We start from the raw sequence: 16,852 nt of genomic DNA, 5'->3' as shown, positions 1-16,852 counted from the left end.
GGGCGGATTCGGCTCAGTGGGTTACTGAGTGTGTACGTGCTGTTGCGAGCCCTCGGGCGGCTGCTTCTGCACGGCCACTTCGACCGTGACGTCACCGGACTTTTCGAAATGCAGTGTCATCGGGAAGCGCTTGCCGTCGACGAGCAGGCTGCGGTCCTTCAAGTTCACCAGCATCACGTGGTAAGCCATCGGTGCAAATGTGACATTACCGCCCGCCGGGATATCCACCTGAGGGACCTGCTGCATTTTCATCAGATCGTTTTTCATCACGTGCTCGTGCAGTTGCGCCTCGCCGGCGATCGGAGAGTCGACGCTGAGCAAGCGGTCGGCAGTTTTACCGGCGTTGTGAATGATGAAATAGGCGGCCACGGTAGGGGCATTGGGCGGCAGTTCCTGCGACCACGGGTGAGCGATTTCCAGTGCGCCGACCTTGTATTCGTGGGCATTGGCAAAGCAGGCAGGCAGCAGCAACGCGGCCAGAACGATGAGTTTGTTCAACATGGCAGTTCTCCAGAGCGATTCAAAACGCAGATCAATTGCGAGAAGGAATCACACCAGAGGGGAGGCACGCGGATTGAGGCTTGGCCATTGCTGGCGCGGTGTCGGCGTGTTGAGCGACGACGGTGGCAGGCTTCGATTGGACTCGAACTGCGCAAAATACAGCTGTGGCTCATGACCGGGCAACGCGACCAATGGCGCCGAGCCGGAGCAGCACCAACAGTGCTGCATGTTGGAATGGTCATCGTTTTGCGGGGCTTTCTGTTCGATATCGCCCAGGGAGATCGCCACCATTTTGGTGCCGCTGGACGAGCAGAAACTTCCCCACAACAATTGTTCGGCCGGAGATTTAGCCGTCTGTGCCATTGCACCGGTCATCGGCATGGCGAGCATGTTGAACAGCACTGCGAAGCAGGCGATCCAGGCAATTGCGAGCCGTTGTCGGGACATGGGACAAAATCCGGTGGGTGGGCGATCAGGCGCGGGCTATTTAGCCTGATCAGGGCCGATAAGTAAAAAAGGTGCGTGCGGTTTGGTGTCGCAGCACATCAGACCGCAATGGCATGCAAACGTAGGCCGAGCGCCTTCATAACCTTCATGATAGTCGCGAATTCGGGATTGCCAGTACTGCTCAGCGCTTTATAGAGACTCTCACGTCCTAAGCCTGCATCACGGGCAATGTGAGTCATACCCTTTGCTCTGGCGATATCGTTGAGAGCTGCGCGTATTAGAACTCCGTCACCGGCATCCTCTTCAAAACAGGCATCCAGGTAGGCCGCCATTTCTTCCGGCGTTTTGAGAAATTCGGCGGCATCGAAACGGCTAAATTGTTCGGCCATGATTTACTCCCCATTACCGATGTTTTGTGCCATTTGAATGGCACGTTTGATATCTCGTTTTTGAGTCGACTTGTCTCCACCTATCAGCAGTAAATAAACAACCTCGTCTCTGCGTGTGAAGTACACCCGGTAGCCGGGACCATGATGAACGCGCATTTCATAAACGCTCGCTCCAACGGATACACAATCACCAAAGCTTCCATGTTCAGCAGCCCGTAGCCTGGCGATGATGCGAGCCTTACCGATGGTGTCCCTCAATGAGTCGAGCCAATCGGCAAACACTCGGGATCGTTCGAAGTCGATCATGCCTGAATCGTATTCCTTGGGATACAAGCTGGCAAGCAACGCTTTTCCAGGGATGAGGCTATTCGTCTCCTGTAGTGGCGAGCTTGTACTTGGATGGTTAAAGGAATTCGAATATAGGGTTGAGATATTCAAAGGAACAGCCAGTACTTTCCTTGAAAACTGCCAGAAAATTCGCAGGTTTCTGCAGTGCTTAGGAAAGATATGACAGGGATAGGGTGTCCAGTAGCTGTGGAACCGACCCAAACTCCCGCTCAACCCCCGGCAACACCGGGCGCTTCAAAACAATCACCGGCACCCCACGTTCCCGCGCCACTTCCAGCTTCGGTTCTGTCGCCGTGCTACCGCTGTTCTTGCTGATCAGTACGTCGATTTGTCGACGTTCGAACAATTCACGTTCATCGTCGATCAGGAACGGACCCCGGGCGCCGATCACTTCGCAACGCTCATTGCCCGGATAAACGTCGAGGGCGCGCAGGGTCCAGAATTGGTCTGCGGGGATTTCGTCCAGATGTTGCAACGGCTCGCGCCCAAGGGTGAACAATGGTTTGCGAAAAGGTTTCAGGGCTTCGATCAGCTCGGCCCAGTCGCTGACTTCTCGCCAGTCATCACCAGGTTGTGGTTGCCACGCGGGGCGGCGCAACGCCCAACAGGGAATGCCGCTCAGTTGCGCGGCGCTTGCAGCGTTCTGGCTGATCTGGGCGGCGTAAGGGTGGGTGGCATCGAGGAGCAGGTCGACGCGTTCATCGCGAATGAACTGCGCCAGGCCTTCGGCTCCGCCATAACCGCCGACACGAACCTGACACTTCAGATCCGTCGGCACGCGGCCGACTCCGGCCAGGCTGTAGATGTGCTGCGGTCCCAGCGTTCGGGCAATGGCCAGCGCCTCGGTCACGCCACCGAGCAACAGAATGCGTTTCATTGGAAAGCTCCCGCGTGGCCGACAATCCCGCCTTGGCGGTCGATGGCAAACACTTCAACCTGCACTTGTGCCGGTACCACGCTGCGGGCGAACGCCAGAGCATGCCCGCACACGGCATCACCGAGGGCGACACCGGCGGCGCTGGCCATGGCCAATGCCTGCTGACTGGTATTGGCGTCGCGGATGGCATGCTGCAATGTTGCATCGGCACCCACCGCCGCGGCCCATTCGGCCAGTTGCGGCAGGTCGATGCTTGAGTGTCGGCTGTGCAAGTCCATGTGCCCGGCCGCGAGTTTGCTGATTTTGCCGAAGCCGCCACAAATGCTGAGTTTATCCACCGGCACCTTGCGCAGATGCTTGAGTACCGCGCCGACGAAATCGCCCATTTCGATCAGGGCGATCTCCGGCAGGTTATAAACCCTGCGCATGGTGTCTTCGCTGGCGTTGCCGGTGCAGGCGGCGATGTGCAGGTAACCGTTGGTTTTGGCGACATCGATGCCTTGGTGTATCGAGGCAATGTAGGCCGCGCAGGAAAACGGCCGAACGATGCCACTGGTACCGAGGATCGACAGGCCACCCAGAATCCCCAGGCGCGGGTTCATGGTTTTCAAGGCCAGGGCTTCGCCGTTTTCGACATTCACCGTGACCTCGAAGCCGCCGCCGTAGTTGTGCTCCGCAGCCAGTTGGGTCAAGTGATCGCTGATCATTTTGCGTGGCACCGGATTGATCGCCGGCTCGCCAACGCCCAGCACCAGCCCGGGACGCGTGACGGTGCCGACGCCGCTCCCGGCCACAAAACCGATGCCTGGTTCGGCGCGCAGTCGCACCTGTGAATAGAGCAGCGCGCCGTGGGTGACGTCGGGATCATCCCCGGCATCCTTGATCGTGCCGGCCTCGGCGCCGTCGTCCACCCGCCGACAGAACTCCAGGCGCATCTGCACCTGTTTGCCCTTGGGCAGGGTAATTTCCACCGCGTCTGCCGGTGTGCCGGTGAGCAACAGGCGAGCCGCCGCGAGGCTGGTCGCCGTGGCGCAGCTGCCCGTGGTCAGGCCACTGCGCAGGGGGGCAGGTTGTTCGGCGGTTTCGTCACGCATCGAGGGCTTTCGTCGTGTCCAGCAAAGTGATCGGCAAAGCTTGGCGCCAGGTATCGAAATCTCCCAGCGGTTGCGCTTGCGCGATATGAATACGCGTCAGCTCACCGCCGTGCTGCTCGCGCCAGGCCATCAGGGCCATTTCACTTTGCAGCGTGACCGCATTGGCGATCAGCCGGCCACCGGGTTTGAGGGCGGCCCAGCAGGCATCCAGCACTCCTTCGCGGGTGACGCCACCGCCGATGAAAATCGCGTTCGGCCGTTCGAGACCTTCGAGCGCTTGCGGTGCACGGCCGCGAATCAATTGCAGGCCGGGTACGCCGAGTGCGTCGCGGTTGTGCTCGATCAATTGCTGTCGCCCGTCATCGGCCTCAATGGCCAGGGCCCGGCAGCTTGGGTGGGCACGCATCCATTCGATGCCGATCGAACCGCTGCCTGCGCCGACATCCCACAGCAGTTCGCCGGGGGTGGGAGCCAGGCGCGCGAGGGTGATTGCGCGGATGTCGCGCTTGGTGATCTGGCCATCGTGCTTGAATGCGTTGTCCGGCAGCCCGGCCAGTCGTGACAGGTGCAGCGCGGTGGGCTCAACCAGGCAATCGATGGCGATCAGGTTCAGGTCGGCGATCAGCGGATCGGCCCAGTCATTGGCGGTGCCGTCGATACGCCGCTCGGCGGTGCCACCCAAATGTTCGAGCACTGTCATTCGGCTCGGGCCGAAGCCTCGTTCTCGCAACAGTGCGGCGATGGCGGCGGGGCTATTTCCATCGTTGCTCAACACCAGCAAGCGCTGGCCGCTGAACAATTGCGCACTGATCGCGGTGACGGGGCGGGCAACGACTGACAACGCGACCACGTCCTGCAGGGGCCAGCCCATTCGTGCAGCGGCCAGAGAGCAGGACGAAGGCGCTGGCAGGATCAGCATTTCATCGTTGGGCAGTTGCCGGGTGAGACTGGCGCCGACACCGAAGAACATTGGATCACCGCTCGCCAACACACAGACAGGTTCGCCACGCAGGGCCAGCACTGGTTGGACGGAAAACGGACTCGGCCAGCATTGGCGTTCACCGCGAATGCACGGTGGCAATAAATCCAGGTGCCGTTGACCGCCGAAGATCCGTGAGGCACGCAGCAGTGCATGCCGGGCGTTTTTGCCCAGGCCTTTGAAACCGTCTTCACCGATGCCTACTACCGTCAGCCAGGGTGTCATGCCGTTCCTCAATCACGCGTTCATCGATGTTGGGCGGCATGATAACGCGGCTTTCCCGGGCTGGCTGCGATCTCTTCCACGAGGCCCAGTCCAGGACGCGCTGGATATCCGACCGGAGTCTTTTCATGCGGTGGAGCAAAGCAGGCATAATACGGCGCACTTTTCCCGCGAATCGCCTCGCTACCTGAACGGGTCCCTCTTGAACCAACGCCCACTGTCCACCGCCCTACGCCCCTCGGCCTGTCCGGGGTTGCTGCGTATTGTCCCGGCGCTGGACGGTGGTATCTGTCGGATCAAGTTGAACGGTGGCTCGCTCACCAGCGCTCAGGCGGTCGCGGTGGCCGATGCGGCAGAGCAATATGCCAGCGGGGCGATTGAGGCAACGAACCGCGCCAACCTGCAGATCCGCGGGATCGGCAGTGAGCAAAGTGCATTGATCGACAGTCTGCTGATTGCAGGCCTGGGCCCGCGCACAGCGGCGGGCGACGACGTGCGTAACCTGATGCTCAGCCCAAGTGCCGGCATCGATCGGCAAATGTTGCTCGATACGCGCCCATTGGCTGAGCGGATTCTCGACACACTGCAAACCCGTCAGTGCTTCCACGACTTGAGTGCCAAGTTTGCCGTGCAACTCGACGGCGGCGAACGTTTGTCGATGCTTGAACATCCCCATGATGTGTGGCTCTCGGCCCTTGAACGAGACGGCGTGACGCGCTTGGCGTTTGGTCTGGCCGGATGCCCCACTGACCGGCCCATCGGCTCGGTTGCACTGGACGAGGGTCATTGTCTGGTGGTTGCGCTGCTTGAGTTGTTCCTTGAGCTGGCACGCCCCGAACAAACGCGGATGCGTCATTTGCTGGCTGAGCACTCAATCGAAAGCGTTCTGAGTCGACTGGCTGAGCGTGTTGCCATCCAGGCCGTCAGTGATTGGCAACGCACCCCGGACTCGACGGTCTTGCACATCGGCGCCCACTCCCAGGCTCAGGCCGATTTTGATTATGTGGGCGCCGTGCCGCCGCTGGGGCGACTTGATCCGGCCATGCTGCGCGGCGCGGCACAACTGGCCGGGCAGTTCGGCGACGGCCACCTGCGGTTCACGCCGTGGCAGAGCCTGCTGTTGCCCAATATCCGCCATGAACATTCCGCACGCGTTATACAGCGCCTGGAACAGCTGGACCTGGTGTGCGAGTCCGGGCAGTCATTGTCCAGGATGATCGCCTGCACCGGGTCCAACGGTTGTGGCAAAGGCCTGGCCGACACCAAGGGTGATGCCCTGCAACTGGCCGCACTGCTGCAACGTCAGGGGCATGCGCTGAATGTGCATTTGAGCGGTTGTTCGCGTTCGTGTGCCGCCGCGCATACCGCCCCCGTCACACTGCTGGCCGTCGCCCCCGGCCGATACGATCTCTATTTTCGCGATGCAGCGCAGCCGGGTTTCGGTGCACTGCACGCACGCAACCTTACTATTGAAGCGGTCGCGACCCTGCTCGACGCCCGCTCACGGAGCCCCCTTGATGCTTGATTACATCCGCGACGGTCAGGAGATCTATCGCAACTCCTTCGCGATTATTCGCGCCGAGGCCAACCTCGACCGGATTCCGGCCGATCTGGAGAAACTCGCGGTCCGTGTGATCCACGCCTGCGGGATGGTTGAAGCCATCGACGGTTTGCAGTTTTCCGAAGGCGCGGGCAAGGCCGGGCGCGATGCGCTGGCCGCTGGTGCGCCGATCCTCTGCGATGCGCGGATGGTCTCCGAAGGCGTGACGCGCGCGCGGTTGCCGGCGAACAACGAGGTGATCTGCACGCTGCGCGATGACAGCGTTCCTGAGCTGGCCCGTGAGTTGGGCAACACCCGCTCCGCCGCCGCGCTGGAACTGTGGCGCCCGCATCTGGAAGGCAGCGTTGTGGTGATCGGCAACGCGCCCACCGCGCTGTTCTACCTGCTGGAAATGCTCGACGCAGGCGCACCGAAACCGGCGTTGATTCTCGGCTTCCCGGTGGGCTTCGTCGGTGCGGCCGAATCCAAGGCAGCGCTGGCGGCAGACAGCCGTGGCGTGCCTTTTGTCATCATGCAGGGTCGCCTGGGCGGTAGCGCCATGGCCGCCGCCGCCGTCAATGCCCTCGCCACGGAGATCGAATGATGCAGCAACCTGGACGTTTGATCGGCCTTGGCGTCGGCCCTGGTGATCCGGAACTGATCACTGTCAAAGCCCTGCGCCTGCTGCGCGAATCACCTGTAGTGGCGTACTTCGTCGCCAAGGGCAAAAAGGGAAATGCGTTCGGCATCATCGAGGCGCATCTGCAAGAAGCACAGAATCTGCTGCCGCTGGTTTACCCGGTGACCACCGAAGTGCTGCCGGCGCCGCTGTCCTACGAGCAAGTCATCAGTGATTTCTACGATGAGGCCGCCCAGGCGGTGGCCGCGCATCTGGATGCCGGTCGCGATGTCGCGGTGATTTGTGAGGGCGATCCGTTCTTCTACGGCTCCTACATGTACCTGCACGATCGTCTCGCCGAGCGCTATCAGGCCGAAGTGGTGCCGGGTGTGTGCTCGATGCTCGGCGGTGCCTCGGTCCTCGGTGCACCACTGGTGTATCGCAACCAGAGCCTGTCGGTGTTGTCCGGCGTGCTGCCGCACGATGAGCTCAAGCGACGCCTGGCCGATGCCGATGCGGCGGTGATCATGAAACTGGGGCGCAACTTCCCCAAGGTTCGCCAGGTGCTGGAAGAACTCGGGCTGGCGGAGCGCGCGTTGTACGTTGAGCGTGCGACCATGGCCAATCAGAAGATCGTGCCGCTGGATCAGGTCGAACCGATGTCTTCGCCGTATTTCTCGTTGATCATCGTTCCGGGCGAAAGGTGGCAAGGCTGATGACTTCTCCAGTTCCGGCGATTGTCATTCTTGGCAACGGCAGTCTCGCAACCGCGCGCACTATTCAGCAGGTGTATCCCGGCGCCCTGATCCATGGTCTGGCCGAGCGGGTCGATGGCGCAGACCGTGTCTATCACGAGTTCGGTGCGACGCTTCGCGAGCTGTATCAACAGGGTTCGCCGATCATCGCGTTGTGCGCGGCGGGCATCGTGATCCGCACGCTGGCGCCGTTGCTGCTGGAAAAGGGCGCAGAACCACCGGTGCTGGTCGTGGCTGAAGACGGTAGCGCTGTGGTGCCGTTGCTCGGTGGTCTGGGCGGCGTGAACGTGATGGCGCGGGAGATTGCCACCCATCTGCACGTTGCACCGGCCATCACCACCAGTGGCGAATTGCGTTTCGGCACGTGCCTGCTCAAGCCGCCCAGCGGCTATACCTTGGGCGATCTGGAACTGGGCAAGCGTTTCGTTTCCGATCTGCTGGCTGGCGAAACCGTGCGCATCGAAGGCGAGGCGCCTTGGCTGGCGCAGGCGCAATTGCCTGAGGATGCTCAGGCGCGGTTGGCGGTGCATGTCGGTCATGCCGAACGGCTACCAGCGCCCAACGAACTGTTGATCTATCCGCGCAGTGTGTTGGTGGCGGTCAGTGCTGATATCGCAGAGCTGTCGAGCACGATTCGCGAGGCTTTGCATCGGGCGGGCATTGCTGTGCAATCGCTGGCGTGCCTGTTGGCGCCTGACACCGCAATGGCCAACCCGGCCTTGCGTGATGCAGCACTTGAGTTGGGCGTGCCGTTGCGTTTTGCCCATGCTGATGCGGGCGCTGGTGAGCTGGCCCGCAACGCTGTCGAGCAGCCTGTGTCCATTGAGGGAGACGATTCCCTGGCCATTGTTGTCGCTCAAGAGCCTTTGGATCCGTTGCAGATCGGCCGTCCACGCGGGCGTCTGGCGGTGATTGGCCTTGGCCCGGGGGCAGCCGAGCTGATGGTGCCTGCGGTGAAAGCTGAACTGGCTCGTGCCAACGATGTGCTGGGTTACGAAACCTATGTGCGCATGGCCGGGCCATTCCGGGCGGATCAGGTGCTGCATTGCACTGACAACCGTGAGGAAATGCAGCGAGCAAGGCATGCATTCGAACTGGCAGCCCAAGGGCGATCGGTGGTGGTCGTGTCGTCGGGTGATCCGGGTGTTTTTGCCATGGCCGCCGCGGTGCTCGAAGCGCTGCATGAGTCCACGGATGTGCACTGGCACAACGTCGAACTCGAGATCCTGCCGGGTGTGTCCGCCTCCTTGGCAACTGCAGCTCAGGCCGGTGCACCGCTGGGGCATGACTTTTGTGTGCTGTCGCTGTCGGACAACCTCAAGCCCTGGTCAATCATCGAGAAACGGTTGGACCTTGCCGCTCAGGCAGATCTGGCGCTGGCGTTCTACAACCCGATCTCGCGCTCCCGACCGTGGCAACTGGGACAAGCACTGGAAATCGTCGCGCGCCATCGCGCCGGACAAACGCCCGTTGTACTTGGGCGCGATATCGGTCGTCCGGGTCAAACCTTGCGGGTGACTACTTTAGCGGCGTTGACACCGGATCAGGTGGATATGCGCACCATGGTACTGGTCGGTTCTTCTACCACCAGTGTGTTTGCCCGTGCCGAGGGGGGCGAGTGGGTGTACACACCGCGCTGGTACGGCGCAAAACCGTAGTCCTGAAACACGTAGCCCAGCGCGAATCTTCCAACCCGCGCCGGGCTACGTTCAAGCATCAGGGCACCAGATAGCCTTTCACACCGGTAAAGATGATCTGCGCCGCCAGTGCGCAAACAAACAACCCCATCAAGCGGCTCACAATCTGTAATCCCTGGTCGCCAAGTATTCGCTCGATGCGACTGGACATGTACAGCACCACGCCGACGGTGAAGCTGGCCAGGGCAATGCTGACGATGGCCGTGAGTTTGTCGTCCCAATGCGGCTGGCTCACGCCCATTACCAGCAAGGCACCAATGGTGCCGGGGCCGACCGTCAACGGTATGGTCAACGGCACGATCGTCACATCCTGCTGCACGTTGTCGGTTTGCACCGCCGATTTACCTTGCGCCATGCCCAGCGCCGAGATGAACAGGACGCTGCCTGCGCCGATGCGGAACGCGTCCACGGTGATGCCGAAGACGCTGAAAATCACCCGCCCGAACAAATACAGCAACACACTGGAGACAAGTGTGGCAATCGCCACTTTCCAGGCCAGTCGGCGTTGCTCCTTGCGCGAATAGCCACGGGTCAGGCTGATAAAGCAGGACAACACGAAAAATGGGCTGTAGAGCACCAACATCTTCAGGTAAACGCTGAACAACACGTGGAGCATGATTTTGGCTCGCCGCAGGAAGTTATTGGCCAAGAGTCTATCAGTCAGCCAATTGTTTGTGTGCGTGCTCGTTTGAAAACATTCCTGTTTGTATTTTGTTGTGTTTACGGTGGTGCTGTGTAGTTAAAGTTACAAGTTTTTGTTTGTTGCTTGATTCTGGATTGGTTAACGTCGGTTTCACCAAGTTCATGGAGAGCTTGTTTTAAAAATGGAGAAAGTGATGTTTGATAAGGATATGGAACAGATTGATGTTGCTGCCAGTATTCAGCGGTTACGTACATATGAGTTGGATGGTGCTCGCGTGGGCGATGCTGTTTCTATTGATGAGCCGAATAAAGGTTCTATCGTTGGCGAAGGTATTATTGCTTTTACGGCGGGTTTGAGTACGCAGAATCAGGAGGACGTCTTGCATGCCTTTCTGTTTGCGAGCCTGGTGGCGAATAAAAAGTACCCTCTCGAGTCGCAAGGCAAAGAGTGGTACGCGCTGTTTACTGAAGTGATGTATAGCGTCGGCTGGCTTCCGACTCAAAAGTACTATAACGACTTGAATATCGGCGGAAACACCGTTCGCATGGACAAGTTGGTATTGGAAATTCTGGGCTCGGTCATCGCCGGCGTGGCAATGCCCGGGACGGCTACAGCGCTGATGTTGAAGGTGGCGGGTGACGCCATCAATGCTTTGAAAAAGCGCGAAACGGCGTTGACATTGTATGAGCGAAACATGCTGGATCATGGTGTGGGCGGGATGGCAGCAGGAACGTGTACTGAGGAAAAGGGTGAAGTGACCCTGGCGCTGGGCATGGTCCGTTTTATCCGTGATAACTCTTCTACCAAAGTACTGTTTGTAGATTGGGATACTCGAAGCGTGAAATTCTATCGCGGTGAGTCTGTTTTTCGTAAAGTGCCTTATCTCGTCGACAATAATAGGGAGTACATTCGAGAAAGGCTGGGTGACAACGCAAGGCGCAAAATTGAAGGTTATGAAATCTGAGTGTTGTCTATTAGGGGCGGCCACGTTGTGGTCGCCTTCTTTATTGAGAGGCAGTAAACATGGAATGTTCTGCGGTTGTGAATGGGAGTTCGATTGTTTTTATATCGGGTGACCATGATGAATGCGCAATGAATGATTTGATGCATTCGATTCTATTTGCACAGTTGGTCGCGAATAAACGGCTTGTCATAACTCCCGAAAAAAACTGGTTGGCGGAGTATGTGAACGTACTTGACGATTTTTGGGTGCGTAGCGTCCGGGAAAAGCAAGAGATACAACTGGAAAAGAGTGGTAGTTCGACCCCATATGAGTGGGCCGTCAAGGCGTTGGCCAATGGCGGCAACGTAGATGCCCGAGTCATTTCGCAGGCATTGGACTGGGTTGTGCGACTACCTTGCCACTCGCCCGAGATGGATAGGCTGCGCAGCAACGTACAACAAGCTTCAGAATGTAATTTAGCGGCGTCCCCAGTCCGGGCGACAGCAACCCGCTTGCTGCTGATCCTGGCTGAGAGCCCAGCTTCGATGATGTGTCTATGTCTTGAGTTCAAGACGCGGCAGGCACTTGAGGGCAACCCTTGGGCGCAACGCTTGTCTGTCGAGAAAATGGAAGGTGTCGTTTCGGCGCGATATTTCCGGGCAACCCTTTCTTCGACGCTGTATGCGCTTTACCGCGATGCGATAGCGCAGAAAGTCAGAGATAAAATCAGCGGCAATGTGGTGAGCATCACCAAACCCGTCGGCATCTCACCTTTGTGCTTCATACAGAGGTCGGAACATGAATGAGTCCGGTGCGCAGGTAGCGGCAGTGGTGGGCGGTAGTGTCGTGACATTTGCGGGTGATTTGCCCGAGTCGCACAGAGAAGACATTTACCTGAGTACGATGTACGCGCAACGAGCAACCCGCGAAGCGTTCAATGTGGGTTTGTCGGGGGACTGGTTTACCTACTATCGCAACGTGCTCAAGTACATTGGTTGGGATGTGCCAGTTCCCGAGGGGCTGCCTTTCAGGCGGGATGATTCAATGGCTGAGGAAGCAGCGCAGAGCATTTCAACGCGTCTCGGAGACCGCTTCTCCAGCCCTGTCAGGCATGCATTGGCAGCGCTGGAAAGCGACTCGCTGGCACTCGATCTATTCGAGTCGACGAGTCTTTCGCAGGATGCCGGTTGCTTTCAGATAATTCCCTGTGTGCTGAAAGATCCTAACCGTGTCGAGATGGGAATCTATCATCGGCAGTTTCAGATTCGCAGAAGAGTATCCCGATTCCTGTTCATCAAGCATGAAGACCTTGTGCACAGCAGTACCGAACAGATGTCGGTGATTACCTTCAATACGCTCTACTACGCCCAATTTCGGGAAAAGGTCAAAAGGTCGGTGTTGTCCCAATCAATGAAATATTTGAAAGGTCTGGAGGTTTGAAGGCCCGGGCGACGAGTGACTCAAAAGGTGGAAGCCGTTCGATTTTGCTGATCACGCTGGGCAACCCAGTGTTCGATCAGTTCGCGTAACTGCGAAAGCTCAACAGGCTTGGCCATGTGGCCGTCCATGCCGGCCTGACGCGCGCGCTCTTTGTGTTCGGCGAGGATGTGCGCCGTCAAGGCCACCACCGGGGTGCGGGTCCGCTGGTTGCCGACTTCCCAGGCGCGCAGTTGCTGCGTCGCCGAGAAGCCATCGAGGATCGGCATTTCGCAGTCCATCAACACCAGGTCATAGCGCTGGGCTTTCATTGCCTGTAGCGCTTCTTCGCCATTGCTGGCGGTGTCCGGTTGCAAATTGAGCTTGCCCAGCATGCCGCGGATGACTTTGGTCGAAATGCTGTTGTCCTCGGCGACGAGAATGCGGAAATCGCTTGGCACCTTGACCGGCAGCGTAGGGGTGGAGGGTAAATGCGGCATGACGGCGAGGCCCTTGTTACGCTGGGTCAGCTCATCGGCAAGAGTGGTCTTGAGGGTATAGCCGGCCACCGGTTTGGCGAGGATGCGCTTGATCCCCGAGTTGCGCGCGATGATCTTGCTGGGCGCGTTGCTGATGCCAGTGAGCATTATCAGCAGGATGTCGTGATTGAGGCTCGGGTCTTCCTTGATCTTGGCCGCCAGTTGCATGCCGGTCATGCCTGGCATGTTCTGGTCCAGCAGGACCACGTCGAAGTAGTCGCGAAGGTGCGCCTTGGTGCGCAACAGGGCCAGCGCTTCCTTGCCGGAAGGAACGGCGCTGACGTTCAGGCCCCAGGCGCTGCATTGCTGCACCAAGACCTTGCGGCAGGTGTCGTTGTCGTCCACCACCAGCACTCGCGCACCTTGTAGCGGGCCATCGAGATCGGATGTCGGGTGTTCGAGACGGTCCGGGTCCAGAGGCAATGTCAGCCACAGGGTGCTGCCCTGGCTGGTGCCACTCTTGATGCCGAACTCGCCTTGCATCAGGCGGATCAGTTGACGGGCGATCACCAGCCCCAGGTTTCCGCCCAGGCGATTGGCTGAAAGGAAGTGCTTGCTGTGCAGTTCGGCGTGCATCAGCGCATCGCGCTCTTCGGCATCCATCGGTTCACCGCTGTCCTGCACGGCGATGCGCAGGCGCGGCTTGGCGTTGCGTTCATCGAGGGCGACGACAATCAGGATTTCGCCTTCGTCGGTTTTCTTCAGGGCGTTTTCCAGCAGGCTCAACAAGGTCTGGCGCAGACGCGTCGGGTCGCCGCTGATGACTCGCGGCACTTGTGGCTGGATGAAACTGATCAGCTCGACATTCTGCTGTTCGGCCTTGGCGCGGAAGATACTCAGGCAATCCTCGATCAAGGCGTTGAGATCGAACTGCACATCATCCAGTTCGATCTGCCCGGATTCGAGCTTGGAGATGTCGAGGATTTCGTTGATCAGCGTCAGCAGTTCGTTGCCGGCGCTGTGAATGGTTTGTACGTAGTCGCGCTGCTTGACCGACAGCGGCGTGCCCAGCAGCAGCTCGGTCATGCCCAGCACGCCGTTCATGGGGGTGCGGATTTCATGGCTGATCTTTGCCAGGAACTCGGCCTTGGCGTTGATCTCGGCATTGCTGGCGGCCAGATCGCGACTGATGCTGAAACGGTCTTCGGTAATGCTGCGTTGACGCTCGCTCAGGGCGATGCTCATCAGCAGGCCGCTGATGCAGATGAAAACCAGCAGGGTGGTGATCAGGCCGTGGGGCTCGACCAGTGTCAGCCCCAGCAGCGCCGGCAGGATAATCAGCGTACCGAGGTTGAACGCCACCATGGCTGCAACGAACAGACGCGCCGGGCGATAGCCTTTCTGCCAGTGGAAAGCACTGACGAACAGCATGGTCAGGCCTGCGAGGGCGACCAGGCCATAGGTAATGATGTTCAGGGGCAATGTGTTGACGAATAGCAGCAACAGGCCGCAGGTGGTGATGATCAGGATCTCGCCCAGCAGCAACCGGTTCAGTGGGTGTGGGCCGAGCGGGGCAAAAAAGCGATAGGCGAGCATCAGGCCGCAAGGGGCCGTCAGCAACAACGCGAGGTAAGCGCCCGGTGCTTGCACGGCTTGCCAGCTCGGCAACCAGGGGCCTGCGAGGTTCAACAACAGCACCAGGCTGAGCATCAGCAGACCTTCGCAGGCCGCCAGCCAGACACTGCTACGCGAACGGGTGTAGGCGTAGCGGATGAGGTTGTGCAGGATCAGCATGCCGATACAACCCAGCAGCAGCCCGTAGACCAGCGTCTGGTTCTGATTGGCCGCGGTCAGGACCGCCGATTGCAGGGTGATGTAGGGCCGCAGTTGGTTATCGGAAACCAGTCGCAGGTACACATCAAGGGATTTGTCGCTTTGCGGCAACGGCAACATGAAGTCGCTGCTGGGCAATGGCCGGTCAGTCTGGTGCTGCTTGTTGCCGGTACTCGATTGCTCGATCAGGTTGTCGCCATCGAGCACATAGAGGTTAAGGTGCGACAGGTCGGGTGCGAACACCCGCAGCAACTGTTCGTGTTTGCCGGGCGCGAGACGGAAGCGGATCCAGAGTGCGCCATCGGGCTCGGCTGCGGTGAGGCGGTCGAGTTCGATGGGGCTGAATTGATTGGTGTAGCGGGCGGAACGGATGTCGCTCAGTTGCAGGTCACCCTGTTCGTCGAGCAATACCGCCCAGCCAATGCCTTGCGCGGCCTGAGCCGGGAGCATGCAGAGCAGAGTCAGCAGAGTGACGGTGAATCCTATGGCAATCCTGAGCCAGCGCACGGCGAAATCCCTTCGTAGGTTGATGCCAGAATATAACTATGCGCGGCGCTGGAATAGTCAGGCAAGGGCTCGACACCCTTGCCCGGCTCAAAGGATAGCTTATTCCTGATTTTCGCCACGCTCGCGGGCAATGGCACGGTAGCCAATGTCCTTGCGATAGAAACAACCTTCCCAATCAATCTTGGCCGCCAGTTTATAAGCCTGCTGCTGGGCAGCATCAACGCTGGCGCCCATGGCCGTGGCACAAAGCACCCGACCACCGGCCGTTACCACTTGACCGTCCTTGAGCGCAGTACCGGCGTGGAAGACTTTGCCTTCCAGCGCAGCCGCTGCGTCCAGGCCATTGATGGCCACGCCTTTGGCGTAATCACCAGGATAGCCGCCAGCCGCCAGCACGATACCGACGCTCGGACGTGGATCCCATTGCGCTTCGACCTTGTCCAGCGCCTGCGCCAGAGCTGCTTCAACCAGCAGTACCAGGCTCGACTGCAAACGCAGCATGACAGGTTGGGTCTCAGGGTCGCCGAAACGGCAGTTAAATTCGATAACTTTTGGGTTACCAGCCTTGTCGATCATCAGGCCGGCGTACAGGAAGCCAGTGTAGACGTTGCCTTCCTCGGCCATGCCGCGAACGGTCGGCCAGATCACCAGGTCCATGACGCGCTTGTGCACTTCGGCAGTGACCACCGGAGCAGGGGAGTAGGCACCCATGCCGCCGGTGTTCGGACCGGTGTCGCCGTCGCCGACGCGTTTGTGATCCTGGCTGGTAGCCATCGGCAGGACGTTCTTGCCGTCGACCATGACGATGAAGCTGGCTTCTTCGCCGTCCAGGAACTCTTCGATGACAACGCGTGAACCGGCGTCGCCGAAGGCATTGCCGGCGAGCATGTCGCGTACGGCGTCTTCGGCTTCGGCCAGAGTCATGGCAACGATCACGCCTTTACCGGCGGCCAGGCCATCGGCCTTGATCACGATCGGCGCACCTTTTTCACGCAGGTAAGCCAGAGCCGGCTCGATCTCGGTGAAGTTCTGGTAGTCGGCGGTCGGGATCTTGTGGCGCGCCAGGAAATCCTTGGTGAAGGCTTTCGAGCCTTCCAGCTGAGCGGCGCCAGCGGTCGGACCGAAGCAATCCAGGCCGCGGGAGCGGAACAGGTCAACGACGCCGGCAACCAGTGGCACTTCCGGGCCAACGATGGTCAGGGAAACGTTTTTCTCGGCGAAGTCTGCAAGCTGCTCAAGGGCCAGCACGTCGATGGCGACGTTCTCGCACTTGGCTTCGATGGCGGTGCCGGCATTGCCCGGGGCCACGAAAACTTTCTGCACGCGCGGATCCTGAGCCACTTTCCAGGCCAGGGCGTGTTCACGGCCACCGCTGCCAATGATCAAAACATTCATTTCAAAAACCTCAAATTCTATGGGTCGCTGCAAACCCCTTTGTACACACGCTGTAGGAGCTGCCGGAGGCTGCGATTTTTTGATCTTGCTCTTAAAAACAAGATCAAAAGATCGCCGCCTCGTTTCACTCGACAGCTCCTACAGAGCTCCTGCACAGGGGGAGCGGAG

The 16,852-nt window shown here is 59.4% G+C and carries 17 protein-coding genes; 7 read left to right on the top strand and 10 right to left on the bottom strand.

The features are described 5' to 3' along the window. Positions 1-21: 21 nt before the first annotated feature. From KVG88_RS20015 to cbiE, 7 genes are all read right to left on the bottom strand, one after another. Complete coding sequence (locus KVG88_RS20015) at positions 22-501, bottom strand: copper chaperone PCu(A)C (RefSeq protein WP_150704123.1); 480 nt, start codon at positions 499-501, stop codon at positions 22-24. A 48-nt stretch (positions 502-549) separates the two neighbouring features. Then, complete coding sequence (locus KVG88_RS20010) at positions 550-948, bottom strand: DUF2946 domain-containing protein (RefSeq protein WP_150704122.1); 399 nt, start codon at positions 946-948, stop codon at positions 550-552. 98 nt (positions 949-1,046) lie between these two features. Continuing rightward, complete coding sequence (locus KVG88_RS20005; RefSeq protein WP_217872549.1) at positions 1,047-1,337, bottom strand: addiction module antidote protein; 291 nt, start codon at positions 1,335-1,337, stop codon at positions 1,047-1,049. Between the two features lie 3 nt (positions 1,338-1,340). Then, positions 1,341-1,643, bottom strand: a complete 303-nt coding sequence (locus KVG88_RS20000; RefSeq protein WP_217872548.1) for a type II toxin-antitoxin system RelE/ParE family toxin — start codon at positions 1,641-1,643, stop codon at positions 1,341-1,343. Between the two features lie 190 nt (positions 1,644-1,833). Then, positions 1,834-2,562, bottom strand: a complete 729-nt coding sequence (locus KVG88_RS19995; RefSeq protein WP_217872547.1) for a cobalt-precorrin-6A reductase — start codon at positions 2,560-2,562, stop codon at positions 1,834-1,836. Beyond that, positions 2,559-3,656: a cobalt-precorrin-5B (C(1))-methyltransferase gene (locus tag KVG88_RS19990; RefSeq protein ID WP_217872546.1), complete on the bottom strand. Its 1,098-nt coding sequence runs from the start codon at positions 3,654-3,656 to the stop codon at positions 2,559-2,561. Before KVG88_RS19990 ends, KVG88_RS19995 begins: the two co-directional genes overlap by 4 nt. After that, positions 3,649-4,860 (bottom strand): precorrin-6y C5,15-methyltransferase (decarboxylating) subunit CbiE, encoded by a 1,212-nt coding sequence (gene cbiE, locus KVG88_RS19985; RefSeq protein WP_217872545.1) that lies wholly within the window; start codon positions 4,858-4,860, stop codon positions 3,649-3,651. The genes KVG88_RS19990 and cbiE overlap by 8 nt, the downstream gene beginning before the upstream one ends. Positions 4,861-5,074: 214 nt before the next feature. Here cbiE and cobG point away from each other — a divergent pair, with 214 nt between their 5' ends. Genes cobG through cobJ form a run of 4 tightly spaced genes read left to right on the top strand, consistent with a single transcriptional unit; the run spans position 5,075 to position 9,429 of the window. Next, complete coding sequence (gene cobG / locus KVG88_RS19980; protein WP_437179957.1) at positions 5,075-6,382, top strand: precorrin-3B synthase; 1,308 nt, start codon at positions 5,075-5,077, stop codon at positions 6,380-6,382. After that, complete coding sequence (locus tag KVG88_RS19975; RefSeq protein WP_217872543.1) at positions 6,375-7,001, top strand: precorrin-8X methylmutase; 627 nt, start codon at positions 6,375-6,377, stop codon at positions 6,999-7,001. Before cobG ends, KVG88_RS19975 begins: the two co-directional genes overlap by 8 nt. Then, entirely contained in the window at positions 7,001-7,732 is a 732-nt protein-coding gene (locus KVG88_RS19970) for a precorrin-2 C(20)-methyltransferase (RefSeq protein ID WP_150704149.1), read from the top strand. Before KVG88_RS19975 ends, KVG88_RS19970 begins: the two co-directional genes overlap by 1 nt. Further along, the gene (cobJ, locus tag KVG88_RS19965) at positions 7,732-9,429 is read left to right on the top strand and encodes a precorrin-3B C(17)-methyltransferase (protein WP_217872542.1); all 1,698 of its coding nucleotides are present in this window, start codon (positions 7,732-7,734) and stop codon (positions 9,427-9,429) included. Before KVG88_RS19970 ends, cobJ begins: the two co-directional genes overlap by 1 nt. Positions 9,430-9,487: 58 nt before the next feature. Here the strand turns inward: cobJ and KVG88_RS19960 are convergent, their stop codons facing one another. Continuing rightward, positions 9,488-10,084: a MarC family protein gene (locus KVG88_RS19960; RefSeq protein WP_150704113.1), complete on the bottom strand. Its 597-nt coding sequence runs from the start codon at positions 10,082-10,084 to the stop codon at positions 9,488-9,490. 220 nt (positions 10,085-10,304) lie between these two features. Here KVG88_RS19960 and KVG88_RS19955 point away from each other — a divergent pair, with 220 nt between their 5' ends. The 3 genes from KVG88_RS19955 (at position 10,305) to KVG88_RS19945 (ending at position 12,494) form a co-directional block, all read left to right on the top strand. Then, a complete protein-coding gene (locus tag KVG88_RS19955) occupies positions 10,305-11,075 on the top strand; it encodes a hypothetical protein (RefSeq protein WP_150704112.1) in 771 nt (256 codons plus the stop codon). Between the two features lie 128 nt (positions 11,076-11,203). Continuing rightward, complete coding sequence (locus KVG88_RS19950; protein WP_217872541.1) at positions 11,204-11,860, top strand: hypothetical protein; 657 nt, start codon at positions 11,204-11,206, stop codon at positions 11,858-11,860. Next, positions 11,853-12,494, top strand: a complete 642-nt coding sequence (locus tag KVG88_RS19945; protein WP_150704110.1) for a hypothetical protein — start codon at positions 11,853-11,855, stop codon at positions 12,492-12,494. Before KVG88_RS19950 ends, KVG88_RS19945 begins: the two co-directional genes overlap by 8 nt. Positions 12,495-12,514: 20 nt before the next feature. On the opposite strand, the gene KVG88_RS19940 is transcribed toward KVG88_RS19945, so the two are convergent. Together KVG88_RS19940 and purD are read right to left on the bottom strand one after the other, a co-directional pair. Further along, complete coding sequence (locus tag KVG88_RS19940) at positions 12,515-15,289, bottom strand: hybrid sensor histidine kinase/response regulator (RefSeq protein ID WP_217872540.1); 2,775 nt, start codon at positions 15,287-15,289, stop codon at positions 12,515-12,517. Positions 15,290-15,388: 99 nt separating this feature from the next. Then, complete coding sequence (gene purD, locus KVG88_RS19935) at positions 15,389-16,684, bottom strand: phosphoribosylamine--glycine ligase (protein ID WP_150704108.1); 1,296 nt, start codon at positions 16,682-16,684, stop codon at positions 15,389-15,391. Between the last annotated feature and the right edge of the window lie 168 nt (positions 16,685-16,852).

The organism is Pseudomonas azerbaijanoccidentalis, from assembly GCF_019145495.1.
In the GTDB taxonomy this organism is placed as follows: Bacteria; Pseudomonadota; Gammaproteobacteria; order Pseudomonadales; family Pseudomonadaceae; genus Aquipseudomonas; species Aquipseudomonas azerbaijanoccidentalis.
Note: the sequence above shows the minus strand (reverse complement) of the source record. Positions and strands in the feature narration are given on the sequence as shown.

Coding starts and splice junctions, on each gene's coding strand:
- KVG88_RS20015 (WP_150704123.1), bottom strand. CDS start 501: ATGTTGAACAAACTCATCGTTCTGGCCGCGTTGCTGCTGCCTGCCTGC.
- KVG88_RS20010 (WP_150704122.1), bottom strand. CDS start 948: ATGTCCCGACAACGGCTCGCAATTGCCTGGATCGCCTGCTTCGCAGTG.
- KVG88_RS20005 (WP_217872549.1), bottom strand. CDS start 1,337: ATGGCCGAACAATTTAGCCGTTTCGATGCCGCCGAATTTCTCAAAACG.
- KVG88_RS20000 (WP_217872548.1), bottom strand. CDS start 1,643: ATGATCGACTTCGAACGATCCCGAGTGTTTGCCGATTGGCTCGACTCA.
- KVG88_RS19995 (WP_217872547.1), bottom strand. CDS start 2,562: ATGAAACGCATTCTGTTGCTCGGTGGCGTGACCGAGGCGCTGGCCATT.
- KVG88_RS19990 (WP_217872546.1), bottom strand. CDS start 3,656: ATGCGTGACGAAACCGCCGAACAACCTGCCCCCCTGCGCAGTGGCCTG.
- cbiE (WP_217872545.1), bottom strand. CDS start 4,860: ATGACACCCTGGCTGACGGTAGTAGGCATCGGTGAAGACGGTTTCAAA.
- KVG88_RS19975 (WP_217872543.1), top strand. CDS start 6,375: ATGCTTGATTACATCCGCGACGGTCAGGAGATCTATCGCAACTCCTTC.
- KVG88_RS19970 (WP_150704149.1), top strand. CDS start 7,001: ATGCAGCAACCTGGACGTTTGATCGGCCTTGGCGTCGGCCCTGGTGAT.
- cobJ (WP_217872542.1), top strand. CDS start 7,732: ATGACTTCTCCAGTTCCGGCGATTGTCATTCTTGGCAACGGCAGTCTC.
- KVG88_RS19960 (WP_150704113.1), bottom strand. CDS start 10,084: ATGCTCCACGTGTTGTTCAGCGTTTACCTGAAGATGTTGGTGCTCTAC.
- KVG88_RS19955 (WP_150704112.1), top strand. CDS start 10,305: ATGTTTGATAAGGATATGGAACAGATTGATGTTGCTGCCAGTATTCAG.
- KVG88_RS19950 (WP_217872541.1), top strand. CDS start 11,204: ATGAATGATTTGATGCATTCGATTCTATTTGCACAGTTGGTCGCGAAT.
- KVG88_RS19945 (WP_150704110.1), top strand. CDS start 11,853: ATGAATGAGTCCGGTGCGCAGGTAGCGGCAGTGGTGGGCGGTAGTGTC.
- purD (WP_150704108.1), bottom strand. CDS start 16,684: ATGAATGTTTTGATCATTGGCAGCGGTGGCCGTGAACACGCCCTGGCC.